Raw genomic sequence first — 11,885 nt, forward strand, 5'->3', positions numbered from 1 at the left:
TCCTGAGCCCTGTCCGCGGCGACTACGCTGGGACGTCGATCCATCCCCCCGTACAGGAGTGAAATGCCAGTCAACCTGGTCAATGTCGAGGCAGTCAGCAAGGTGTACGGAACACGTGCCCTGCTCGACGGGGTCTCCCTCGGCGTGTCCGAGGGGGACCGCATCGGCGTCGTCGGCCGTAACGGCGACGGCAAGACGACCCTCATCCGCATGCTCGCCAAGCTGGAGGGGCCCGACACCGGACGGGTCACCCAGAGCGGCGGGCTGCGGCTCGGGGTGCTCACGCAGCACGACTCCCTCGACCCGGCGGCCACCGTCCGGCACGAGGTCATCGGCGACATGGCCGACCACGAGTGGGCCGGCAACGCCAAGATCCGCGACGTCCTCACCGGGCTCTTCGGCGATCTGCACCTGCCGGGCTTCGAGCAGGGGCTCGACACCGTCATCGGCCCGCTCTCCGGCGGCGAGCGCCGCCGGATCGCGCTCGCCAAGCTCCTCATCGCCGAGCAGGATCTGATCGTCCTCGACGAGCCCACCAACCACCTCGACGTGGAGGGCATCGCCTGGCTGGCGAAGCATCTGCGCACGCGCCGCTCGGCGCTCGTCTGCGTCACCCACGACCGCTGGTTCCTCGACCAGGTCTGCACCCGGATGTGGGACGTGCAGCGGGGTTCGGTCTTCGAGTACGAGGGCGGCTACAGCGACTACGTCTTCGCGCGCGCCGAGCGCGAGCGCATCGCCGCCACCGAGGAGACCAAGCGGCAGAACCTGATGCGCAAGGAGCTGGCCTGGCTGCGGCGCGGCGCCCCCGCCCGTACCTCCAAGCCGCGCTACCGCATCGAGGCCGCCAACGAGCTGATCGCCGATGTGCCGCCGCCCCGGGACACCAGCGAACTGATGAAGTTCGCCAACGCGCGTCTCGGCAAGACCGTCTTCGACATGGAGGACGTGACCGTCCAGGCCGGGCCGAAGGTGCTGCTGAAGCATCTGACCTGGCAGCTCGGCCCCGGCGACCGCGTCGGTCTGGTCGGCGTCAACGGCGCGGGCAAGACCTCGCTGCTGCGCGCGCTCACCGAGGCCGCCCGCAGTGGCGGCGATGTGCAGCCCGCGGCCGGGCGGATCGCCGTCGGCAAGACGGTGAAGCTGGCCTACCTCTCGCAGGAGGTCGGCGAACTCAACCCCGCGCTACGGGTGTTGGAGGCCGTACAGCAGGTACGGGACCGCGTCGACCTCGGCAAGGGCCGGGAGATGACCGCGGGTCAGCTGTGCGAGCAGTTCGGCTTCACCAAGGAGAAGCAGTGGACGCCCGTCGGTGACCTGTCCGGCGGTGAGCGCCGCCGGCTCCAGATCCTGCGGCTGCTGATGGACGAGCCGAACGTCCTCTTCCTCGACGAGCCCACCAACGACCTCGACATCGAGACCCTGACCCAGCTGGAGGACGTGCTCGACAGTTGGCCGGGCTCGATGGTGGTCATCTCCCACGACCGGTTCTTCATCGAGCGGACGACGGACAAGACGTTCGCACTGCTGGGCGACGCCACTTTGCGGATGCTGCCGCGCGGCATCGACGAGTACCTGGAGCGCAGGCAGAAGATGATCGAGGCGGCCGTCCCGGCGCCGGCTGCCGCGTCCGCCGCTCCGACGACCGAGAAGTCCGCGGCTGACGTGCGCACCGCGAAGAAGGAACTGCAGAAGATCGAGCGTCAGCTGAACAAGATCTCCGACCGGGAGACCAGCCTGCACGCCCAAATCGCCGACGACGCGACCGACTTCGAGAAGGTGGCGAAGCTCGACACGGAACTGCGGCAACTGATCGTCGAGCGGGACGAGTTGGAGATGCGCTGGCTCGAACTGGCCGAGGATGCGTAGCGGCGGCGTGCAGGTCTCGTAACGAGGGCATCACGGGCCGGTCCTCCCTTGGGAACAGGGGCGGACCGGCCCGTTGTTGATGGGCGCCCGAGTGATAGAAAGAAGCCCCGCTCGACTGACTTGATACAGCGGATTCCATGTCCGAAACGCTCCTTTCCGGGTCGAGTGCTGCCGGAATAGCGGGGGAGACCGGCCGGGCACCGGACCGTATGAAGGGGGAAGCGCTGATGACTCAGCCGCCCAGCCAGCAACCGCCGCAGGGGGGCCACGGGGGCGCTCCTCAGGATGCTCCGAACGGCGTTCCCCAACAGCCCGCTCAGCCGCCGCAGATGCCGCCCGCCCCGCAGGGCCCGCCGCAGATGCCGCCCACGCCACCGGCCGGCGCACCGGCTCCGGCTGCCGGTTACGGATATCCGCAGACGCCGCCGGGACAGCCCGGTTACGGCTACCCGCAGCAGGCCCCCGGCCAGCCCGGTCCGTACAGCCAGCCGTCCAGCCCGTACAGCCAGCCGTCCGGCCCGTACAACCAGCAGCCGGGCCCCTACTCCGGCTACCCGACGCAGCCGCAGTACCCGGGCGCGCCCGTTCCGCCCGGTGGCGGCGGTGGCGGCAACTTCTTCACGAGCAAGCCCGGCATCATCATCGCCGCGGCCGTGGCCGGACTGCTGGTGATCGGCGGCGGCACCTGGTTCGCGCTCAGCGGCGATGACGACAAGACGGACGACAAGAACGTCAGCAAGAGCGATGACCCCAAGCCCTCCGGCTCCGAGTCCATAGACCAGGGTGACGGCAGCGGCGACGGCCGCGAGGCCAACGACGACCTCAACGCCGGGCGCAAGCCGGGCGAGGCGAAGGTCATGTTCCTGACGAAGAACGACGTCGACCTGCCGCGCAACGGCGCCGAGGTGTTCGGCCCGTGGGTGGTCGGCGACACCGTCGTCAAGGGCATGTACAAGGAGGTCGTCGGCTACTCGGCGACCGACGGCAAGAAGAAGTGGACCCTGCCGCTCGGCACCGAGATCTGCTCGGCGCCGAGCCGGACCACGGCCGACGGCAAGATTGTCGTGGGCGTCAAGGACGGCCTCACCGAGAAGTCCAAGTGCCTCGATCTGCAGATGATCGACCTCAATACCGGCAAGGCGGGCTGGAAGAAGCCGATCCCGAAGGCCACCGGCGCCTTCAGCTCGCTCTCCGACTTCACCCTGTCGATCAGTGGTAACACCCTTGCCGCGGGTGGTACCGGCAACTCATACGGCTTCTCGATCGCCGACGGCCGGCAGCTGTTCAAGGGGCCCACTGAGGGCTGCAAGCCGTTCGCCTTCGCCGGCGGCGCCAAGCTGCTCGCCGCGGCCAGCTGCCCGACGTCGGACTACAACAAGCCCAAGCATCAGCTCTCCGAGATCGACCCCACCACCGGCAAGGCCAAGTGGACGTACAACGCCCCCGCGGGCTGGGAGATCGACAAGGTCTACTCCGCCAGCCCGCTCGTCGTCTCCCTGACGCAGCGTGAGCCGAAGAAGTGGTCGATCGTCGCGCTCAAGGACAACGGCACGATGCGCTCGCAGATCGACGGCGGCAAGGACAAGTTCCAGCCGCGCTGCGGCGGCGCGTTCGTGATCTTCGGTCAGAACCTCGAGGGCTGTACCGGTGTCGCCGCCGACGCCACGAACTTCTACATGGCGACCGAGGCCGCCTACGGCACCGCCAACGAAGTCGTCGCCTTCAACCTCAACACGGGCAAGGCCGCATGGCGTTCGCCCGCGGGCGGCAAGCACCAGATGACGCCGCTGCGCACCGAGGGCGGAAACGTCCTCGTCTACCTGAACGCCTCCTACGACGCGGGCGGTGCGGTCGCCGCGATCGCGCAGACGGGTGGCGCGCCGAAGGTGCTGCTTCAGCACCCGGCCTCGACCGCCGAGATAGAGAACTCCTTCTACTCCCCGAAGTTGGTGTACGCGGACGGCCGGTTCTTCCTCGCCAGCGGCCGCGTCAGCGCAAGCAACGACACGGAGGAGAAGGAGACGAAGACCATGATGGCCTTCGGCAAGTGACGCGTCCTGAGCCATCCGGCCCACTTCCTTTCTCCACGCATCCCTTCGAGGTAAGCACGCCATGACGCAGCCGCCACCGCCGCCGAACCAGCCCCCGCAGGGAGGGTTCGGCGCACCCCAGGACGTTCCGCCGGGAGGCTTCGGAGCCCCGACGCCGCCCCCGCAGGCCCCCTCGTACGGCTATCCGCAGACGCCGCCGCCCGCTCAGCCGCCGCAGGGCCCGCCGCCGGGACAGCCCGGCTACGGCTACCCGCAGGCACCGGGCCAGGCGCCCGGCCAGCCCCCCGGCTACGGCTACCCGCAGGGTCCGCCGCCTGCCCAGCCGGGTTACGGCTACCCGACCCAGCCCATGCAGCCGCAGTACATGCCGCCCCAGTCCGGCGGCAGCGGAGGCAAGAAGCTGAGCACGCAGATGCAGATCATCATCGCGGCGTCCCTCGCCGTGGTGCTGATCGTCGTCGGCGGCATCTGGTACGCCTCCTCCAACGACGGGGGCGGCGGCAAGAACGACGAGAGCAAGAACAGCTCGGACGGCAGTTCCGCGGGCTCCACGGGCGGCGACAGCGGCGGCAAGGCCGCCGACGGACCCGGCAACGAGAAGGCGCCCGCGAACGTCAACTCCAAGGTGGCCTTCCAGCTGCCGGAGCCCACGCGCACCGACATCACCAGCGTCAAGGGCTCCTGGGTCACCGACAAGGCCTACGTCAAGCCCGGTATGAACTCCCTCGTCGGCTACGACGCGGCCAAGGGCACCCCGCTGTGGACCCTCCCGCTGTCGGGCCAGGTCTGCGCGGCGTCCCGCCATCTGTCCGAGGACAACAAGGCCGCGATCCTCTTCGAGGCCACCAAGCGGGTCCCGCCGAAGAACTTCGAGCCGTGCACCGAGGTCGGCGTCGTCGACCTCAGCACCGGCAAGCTGCTGTGGAGCAAGTCCGTCAAGGGGACGAGCCGGGGCGACGAGAAGATCAGGTTCACCGAGGTCACGCAGAGCGGCAACACGGTCGCCGCGGGCGGCACCGACGGCGGCGCGGCCTTCGACCTCACCAGCGGCGCCGTCCGCTGGAAGCCCACGGCCAACGCCGAGGGCTGCTACGACATGGGGTACGGCGGCGGCCCGGCGCTCGTCGCGGTCCGCAAGTGCGGTTCGTACGACAGCCCGCAGGTCATCATCCAGGGCCTGAACCCGGACAACGGCACCCCGGCGTTCTCGTACAAGATGCCGGCCGGCGTGGAGTACGCGAGCATCGTCTCCAGCAAGCCGCTGGTGGTCGCCGCGGACGTGGGAGACACCGGCACCTTCGGCATCTCGGACTTCTTCTCACTCGACGAGAAGGGCACCCTGAAGGCCAAGATCCCGGCCGCGGGCGACAAGTTCCAGGCGCGCTGCGGCTCCACCGAGGTCGAGTCCTGCCAGAAGATCGTCGTCGGCAACGGGCGGTTGTATCTGCCGACCGCGGACCACGAGGGCACCGGGGAGTACGGCGACACCAACGAGATCGTCTCCTTCGACCTCGCCACCGGGAAGCCGACCGCTGACCGGTCGGACGCGGGCGACCGGTACACGATGTTCCCGCTGCGCATGGACGGCGGCAACCTCATCGCGTACAAGTGGCCCCCCTACGACAAGGGCGGCCAGGTCGTCAGCATCGACGGCGGCACCTTCAAGCAGACGGTGCTGATGGAGAATCCGGCCGACAAGGCGGTACGGGCCGCGGAGACCAGCTTCTCCTCGGACTACGCCGAGTACCGCTATGCCAACGGGCGGCTGTATGTCGGGGCGGTTCTGCTGAGCAAGCCGTCGTCCTCCTCCTCGACCTTCGGGAAGAAGTACCTGACTGTCGCCTTCAGCACGGCCGACTGATTTCCGGACAGCCCAGATAACACGGACAACAGCGCAGGTGGCCCGGCACATCGGTTCTCCGATGTGCCGGGCCACGGCCGTAAGTGGCCCTGTTTGACGAAGAATTCGGCACTCTGGGGGGCTTTTGCCGAGTTCGGGGCGCGCGATGTCGCACTAGCGTGTAGCTTGCCGGGTCAGGAGGGCCGGGGGGCCAGCTCCGACGGGGAGGGTTGCTCGATGGGCGTGCGGCTCATGGTGCTCGATGATCACCGACTGCTCGCCGAGGCACTCGCCTCGGCCTTGAAGCTGCGTGGGCACCGGGTGCTCGCGGCGGCGGCCCCCGCGGCCGGCGCCGCCGACCTGGTGGTCAGCAGGGCACCCGAGGTGTGCCTGCTGGGGACGGCGACGCCCGCGGAGCCGGGTGCGTTCGACCCCATCGTGAAGATCAAGCGGGAGCGTCCGCAGGTGGCCGTGGTGGTGCTCGGCCCGGTGCCGAGTCCGCGCGGGATCGCCGCGGCCTTTGCGGCCGGCGCCTCCGGTTACGTACGCCATGACGAGCGCATCGAGGGCGTCGAGCGCGCCATGGTCAAGGCCCGGGCGGGCGAGGCGGTGGTGGCGCCGCAGCTGTTGCAGGGCGCGTTCGCGGAGCTGCTCAACCCGGCCGCCCAGCCGGACGACGAGGGGCAGCGGCTGCTGCAGATGCTCACCCCGCGGGAGGTCGAGGTGCTCGTGCGGGTCGCGGAGGGCGAGGACACCCGGCTGATCGCGGCGGGTATGGGGATAGCGCCGAGCACGGCCCGTACGCATGTGCAGCGGGTGCTGATGAAGCTGGGGGTCGGCTCCCGTCTTGAGGCGGCGGCGCTGGCCGCGCGCACCGGGCTGCTCGACCGGGCGGCGGTCGTCTCGTCTCCGGCCGGTCAGGCGGCGGAGTAAGGGCTACGCGGTCCAGGGCCGGTCAGGCGGCCGGGTGTGGGTTACGCGTCCTCGGGCGGGCTCGCGGCGGAGCCGTCGGGCCGGTGCTCGCCAGCGGCCGGCAGATGAACCCGGCTTTACTCTTCAGCGTCTAAATCTGAAGGCATGTTCGTATCTGCGCGCAAGCGCTCTCTGTGAGTACCCAGCCATTGACGTCACTGTTGGCTCGTGATTTGTTATGTGCGGTTCTGTTGGTGGTTGAGGGGAGCTTCACAGTGAAGAAGACGTCGACCCGGCTTGCCGACGGTCGTGAGCTGCTCTACTACGACTCCCGCGACGACGCCGTACGGGACGCTGTCGACCGGCGGCCGCTCGATCCCGTCTCCACCACCTCCGAGGTCCGCCGAGACCCGCTGCTCGGCGACTCCGTCGCCATCGCCTCGCACCGTCAGGGCCGCACCTACCACCCGCCGGCCGACGAATGCCCGCTCTGCCCGTCCCGGGACGGCCGCCTCAGCGAGATCCCGGCCGCCGACTACGACGTCGCCGTCTTCGAGAACCGCTTTCCCTCCCTCGCGGGCGACTGTGGGCGCTGCGAGGTCGTCTGCTTCACCTCCGATCACGACGCCTCCTTCGCCGACCTCAGCGAGGAGCAGGCGGCGCTGGTTCTGGAGGTATGGACCGACCGCACCGCCGAGCTCGCCGAGCTCCCGCAGGTGGAGCAGGTCTTCTGCTTCGAGAACCGGGGCGCGGAGATCGGCGTGACGCTCGGGCACCCGCACGGCCAGATCTACGCGTACCCCTTCGTCACGCCGCGTACAGCGCTGATGCTGCGCTCGGCCGCCGAGCACCGGGCGCGGACCGGCCGTAATCTCTTCGACGACATCGTCGGGCGGGAGCGCGCGGAGGGTGCACGGGTGGTACTGGAGGGTGAACACTGGGTGGCTTTCGTGCCCTACGCCGCGCACTGGCCGTACGAGGTGCACCTCTACCCGCGGCAGCGCGTGCCGGACCTCAGGGCGCTGGAAGACGCGGCGCGCACAGAGTTCCCACAGATCTATCTGGAACTGTTGAGACGCTTCGACCGGATCTTCGGGGAGGCCGCGCCGCCGACGCCGTATGTCGCGGCCTGGCACCAGGCGCCCTTCCGTGCGGTCGACCGGAGCGATTTCGGACTGCATCTCGAGCTTTTCACCATTCGCCGTGCTTCCGGCAAGCTGAAGTTCCTCGCGGGTTCCGAGTCCGGTATGAGCGTGTTCATCAATGATGTGCCGCCGGAGACCGCGGCCGAGCGACTGCGAGAGGTAGCGAGCGAGTGAGCAAGTACTTGGTGACGGGCGGGGCCGGATACGTCGGCAGTGTGGTGGCACAGCACCTGCTGGAGGCGGGGCACGAGGTGACCGTCCTCGACAACCTCTCCACCGGCTTCAGGGAGGGCGTGCCCGCGGGCGCGGCCTTCATCGAGGGCGACATCCGCGATGCCACCAAGTGGCTCGACGCCTCGTACGACGCGGTACTGCACTTCGCGGCCTTCTCGCAGGTCGGCGAGTCCGTCGTGCACCCCGAGAAGTACTGGGCGAACAACGTCGGCGGGACGATGGAACTGCTCGCCGCGATGCGCTCGGCCGGGGTGCGCAAACTGGTCTTCTCCTCCACCGCGGCGACGTACGGAGAGCCGGTCTCGACCCCGATCACCGAGACCGACCCGACCGCGCCGACCAGCCCGTACGGCGCGTCGAAGCTGGCCGTCGACCACATGATCACGGGTGAGGCGGCGGCGCACGGCCTTGCGGCCGTGTCCCTTCGGTACTTCAACGTGGCGGGCGCGTACGGCAGCTGCGGCGAGCGCCACGACCCCGAGTCGCATCTCATCCCGCTGGTGCTGCAGGTGGCGCTCGGCCGGCGCGAGTCGATCTCGGTGTTCGGCGACGACTATCCGACGCCGGACGGCACCTGCGTACGCGACTACATCCATGTCGCGGACCTCGCCGACGCGCATCTGCTGGCGCTGGACGCGGCGACGGCGGGGGAGCATCTGATCTGCAACCTCGGCAACGGCAACGGGTTCTCGGTGCGCGAGGTCATCGAGACCGTACGCGAGGTCACCGGGCACCCGGTCCCGGAGGTCGCGGCCGCGCGCCGCAGCGGAGACCCGGCGGTGCTGGTGGCCTCCGCGGCCACCGCGCGGGAACGGCTGGGCTGGCGGCCGAGCCGCGCGGACCTGGCGGGCATCGTGTCGGACGCCTGGGACTTCGCCCGGGGGAGGGAGAACGTGTCATGAGCGAAGGCGTGTGGGCGGCACCCGGCAGGGTGAATCTGATCGGTGAACACACCGATTACAACGACGGCTTCGTGATGCCCTTCGCGCTGCCGCACACCACCGTCGCGTCGGCTGCGCGCCGAGGCGACGGCGTCCTGCGGCTGCACTCGGCGGACGTACCGGGCGGCGCGGTCGAACTGCGCGTCGACGACCTCGCGCCGGGGCGGGGGCTCGGCGGCTGGACGGACTATCCGGCGGGCGTGGTGTGGGCGCTGCGGGACGCGGGCCACGCGGTGGGCGGCGCGGACTTCCACTACGAGTCGACCGTTCCGGCGGGCGCCGGACTCTCGTCCTCCGCCGCGCTGGAAGTGGTCACGGCCCTGGCTCTGAACGACCTGTACGAACTGGGCCTGGAGCGGGGGCGGATGGCCCGGCTGTGCCAGCGCGCCGAGAACGTCTACGTCGGCGCGCCCACCGGGATCATGGACCAGACGGCCTCGGCGTGCTGCACCGCGGGCCACGCGCTGCACCTGGACACCCGGGACCTCTCGCAGCGCCAGATCCCCTTCGACCTGGCGGCGCTCGGCCTGGAACTCCTGGTGGTCGACACCGGGGTCAAACACGCCCACAGCGAGGGCGAGTACGGCAAACGCCGCGCGGGCTGCGAGGCGGGCGCGGCGGCGCTGGGGGTCTCCGCGCTGCGGGACGTCCCGTACGCGGATCTTCCGGCCGCGCTGTCCCGGCTGGACGACCCGGAGGTGCGGGCCCTGGTCCGCCACGTCGTGACCGAGACTCACCGGGTGAAACGGGTGATCGCACTGCTGGAGGCGGGCGAGGTCGACGCGATGGGCCCGGTCCTCACCGAGGGCCACGTGTCCCTGCGGGACGACTTCCGCGTCTCCTGCCCGGAGTTGGACCTGGTGGTCGAAGCGTCCCTGTCGGCGGGCGCGCTGGGCGCGAGGATGACGGGCGGCGGCTTCGGCGGCTCGGCGATCGTCCTGACGCATACGTCGACGTCGACGACGCTGAAGGAGTCACTCCTGGATGCCTTCGCGCCGACGCCCTACGCGGAGCCCAGAATCTTCCCGGCAACCCCGTCCCCGGGAGCGCGCCGGGTGTCCTGAGGGGGATCGCCCCCCCACACCGGCTCCTTGGGGGATCCCCGCGGCTCTCGCCCGGGGCGACGGCAGCTCCGCGCCGTGAGGGGGCATCCGCACAGGGCGGCTTCGCACCGCCGGGAACTCCTCCAGCGGCACTTCGTCCCCGTGCGGCGTACCCCGCACCGCGCGTATCGCCGGTGACCGTTCGGCGTTGGAGGCGTTGTCGGCCTCCAGTCATTCACCGAGCAGGCTGCGTTCGATCTTTGTCGACTTACGCCTCAATACGAAACATGTGGCACACCCTAAACACCCTGGCCAATCAGTTCTGCAAATAGCCTTCCGCTCCAGCCACCCGGCCGTAGTCTGATGCTCAGCACCGGTGGGGGCCGGTGTCGATCAGGGGGCGAGACAGTCGGGTACGACGCCCGGGGCGGGGTATCAGTCACAGCACGGCGGCGGCCGAGCGACCGCTGTATGACCCCGTTTCACCGGGCGCCGTACCCGCGCCGGTCCCTCCTCCGACACTGGGGAGTGTCTGTGGTTCGTATCCGGGTCCTGGTGGTGGATGACCACCGAATCTTCGCCGAGTCGCTCGCGGCCGCCCTCGCGGCCGAGCCCGATGTCGACGTCGCCGCGGCCGGCAGCGGCCCCGCCGCGCTGCGGTGTCTGGAGCGGGCGGCCGCCGAAGGGCGCAGGTTCGACGTCATGCTCGTCGACGCCGACCTCGGCGCGCAGGTGGTGCCCGGCGCCCGTGCCGTCGTCGCCCGCGCCGTGCCGGACAGCGGCGAGGAGGGCCCCGTCGACGGCATCTCGCTGGTCGCGGGCGTCCGTTCGGGCCGGCTCGCGGTCCGTACCGTCGTGCTCGCCGAGAAGGACGATCCGCGCCGCGCCGCCCTCGCGCTCCAGGCCGGCGCCTCCGGCTGGGTCGCCAAGGACTGTTCCCTGCAGCGGCTGCTCGCGGTGATACGAGGCGTGCTGCGGGACGAGACGCATCTGCCGCCCGCCCTGCTCACCGGCGTGCTGCGGGAGTTGACCGCCGCGCGCAAGCACCGCACCGACAGCGAGCGGCTCGTGGAGTCGCTCACGCCACGCGAGCGCGAGGTGCTGCGCTGCATGGTGGCGGGGCTGGGGCGCAAAGCCGTCGCCGAGCGCCTCTTCCTGTCCCCGCACACCGTCCGGACGCATATGCAGAACGTCCTGGGGAAGCTGGGCGTGCACTCCACGCTCGCCGCGGTCGCCCTCGCCCGCCGCGCCGGCGTCGGCCCGGTCGACCTAGCCGGGGATGTTGTCGAACGGGGCGGTCAACTGGCGTAGCAGCGCCGCCAGTTCCGCCCGCTGCGCCCTTGAGAGCTCAGCCAGGATCGCGCGCTCCTGCGCGAGCAGTCCGGCCAGCGCCTGGTCCGCGCGGTCCCGCCCCTCGGGCGTGAGCCGCACCAGCACCCCGCGCCTGTCGGAGGGGTCCGGCAGCCGTTCCACCAGGTCCTTCTTGGCGAGCCGGTCGATTCGGTTGGTCATGGTGCCCGAGGTGACCAGCGTCTGGGTGAGCAACTGGCCGGGTGAGAGCTGGTACGGAGCCCCAGCGCGCCGCAGCGAGGTCAGTACGTCGAACTCCCACGGCTCGAGATTGTGCTCGGCGAAGGCGATCCGGCGGGCCCGGTCCAGATGCCTGGCGAGCCTGGAGACGCGGCTGAGCACCTCAAGTGGCTCCACGTCGAGGTCCGGGCGCTCGCGGCGCCATGCTGCGACCAGTCGATCGACCTCGTCCTCCATGTCGATCAGTGTAGAGGGTCTGTCGATGTGGAGTCTCTTGACATCAAGATATATTCGGGTTCAGGCTTGGGCATGGTCGGGCC

General features: G+C 70.0%; 9 protein-coding genes. 8 read left to right on the top strand and 1 reads right to left on the bottom strand.

Annotated elements, in window-relative coordinates:
* Positions 1 to 63: 63 nt before the first annotated feature.
* From J7E87_RS25505 to J7E87_RS25540, 8 genes are all read left to right on the top strand, one after another.
* Positions 64 to 1,869 carry an ABC-F family ATP-binding cassette domain-containing protein gene (locus J7E87_RS25505; protein WP_215096873.1) on the top strand — a complete coding sequence of 602 codons (1,806 nt, stop codon included), beginning with the start codon at positions 64 to 66 and terminating at the stop codon, positions 1,867 to 1,869.
* Positions 1,870 to 2,096: 227 nt separating this feature from the next.
* Entirely contained in the window at positions 2,097 to 3,920 is a 1,824-nt protein-coding gene (locus tag J7E87_RS25510) for a PQQ-binding-like beta-propeller repeat protein (protein WP_215096874.1), read from the top strand.
* 61 nt (positions 3,921 to 3,981) lie between these two features.
* A complete protein-coding gene (locus J7E87_RS25515) occupies positions 3,982 to 5,781 on the top strand; it encodes a PQQ-binding-like beta-propeller repeat protein (RefSeq protein ID WP_215096875.1) in 1,800 nt (599 codons plus the stop codon).
* Between the two features lie 216 nt (positions 5,782 to 5,997).
* The gene (locus J7E87_RS25520) at positions 5,998 to 6,693 is read left to right on the top strand and encodes a LuxR C-terminal-related transcriptional regulator (RefSeq protein ID WP_215096876.1); all 696 of its coding nucleotides are present in this window, start codon (positions 5,998 to 6,000) and stop codon (positions 6,691 to 6,693) included.
* A 254-nt stretch (positions 6,694 to 6,947) separates the two neighbouring features.
* Positions 6,948 to 7,991, top strand: a complete 1,044-nt coding sequence (galT, locus tag J7E87_RS25525; RefSeq protein ID WP_215096877.1) for a galactose-1-phosphate uridylyltransferase — start codon at positions 6,948 to 6,950, stop codon at positions 7,989 to 7,991.
* Positions 7,988 to 8,953 (top strand): UDP-glucose 4-epimerase GalE, encoded by a 966-nt coding sequence (gene galE / locus J7E87_RS25530; protein WP_215096878.1) that lies wholly within the window; start codon positions 7,988 to 7,990, stop codon positions 8,951 to 8,953. Before galT ends, galE begins: the two co-directional genes overlap by 4 nt.
* On the top strand, positions 8,950 to 10,056 hold the full coding sequence (gene galK / locus J7E87_RS25535) for a galactokinase (RefSeq protein ID WP_215096879.1): 1,107 nt from the start codon (positions 8,950 to 8,952) through the stop codon (positions 10,054 to 10,056). The genes galE and galK overlap by 4 nt, the downstream gene beginning before the upstream one ends.
* 513 nt (positions 10,057 to 10,569) lie before the next feature.
* Positions 10,570 to 11,346, top strand: a complete 777-nt coding sequence (locus J7E87_RS25540) for a response regulator transcription factor (protein WP_215096880.1) — start codon at positions 10,570 to 10,572, stop codon at positions 11,344 to 11,346.
* Here the strand turns inward: J7E87_RS25540 and tamR are convergent.
* Positions 11,305 to 11,802 carry a MarR family transcriptional regulator TamR gene (tamR, locus tag J7E87_RS25545; RefSeq protein ID WP_215096881.1) on the bottom strand — a complete coding sequence of 166 codons (498 nt, stop codon included), beginning with the start codon at positions 11,800 to 11,802 and terminating at the stop codon, positions 11,305 to 11,307. The genes J7E87_RS25540 and tamR overlap by 42 nt on opposite strands.
* Between the last annotated feature and the right edge of the window lie 83 nt (positions 11,803 to 11,885).

Source organism: Streptomyces sp. ISL-1, assembly GCF_018614585.1.
Lineage (GTDB): Bacteria > Actinomycetota > Actinomycetes > Streptomycetales > Streptomycetaceae > Streptomyces > Streptomyces maoxianensis.

What these genes read in the sequence shown, in the direction of transcription:
- J7E87_RS25510 (WP_215096874.1), top strand. Translation starts at nt 2,097, where the DNA reads ATGACTCAGCCGCCCAGCCAGCAACCGCCGCAGGGGGGCCACGGGGGC.
- tamR (WP_215096881.1), bottom strand. Translation starts at nt 11,802, where the DNA reads ATGGAGGACGAGGTCGATCGACTGGTCGCAGCATGGCGCCGCGAGCGC.
- J7E87_RS25520 (WP_215096876.1), top strand. Translation starts at nt 5,998, where the DNA reads ATGGGCGTGCGGCTCATGGTGCTCGATGATCACCGACTGCTCGCCGAG.
- J7E87_RS25505 (WP_215096873.1), top strand. Translation starts at nt 64, where the DNA reads ATGCCAGTCAACCTGGTCAATGTCGAGGCAGTCAGCAAGGTGTACGGA.
- J7E87_RS25515 (WP_215096875.1), top strand. Translation starts at nt 3,982, where the DNA reads ATGACGCAGCCGCCACCGCCGCCGAACCAGCCCCCGCAGGGAGGGTTC.
- galK (WP_215096879.1), top strand. Translation starts at nt 8,950, where the DNA reads ATGAGCGAAGGCGTGTGGGCGGCACCCGGCAGGGTGAATCTGATCGGT.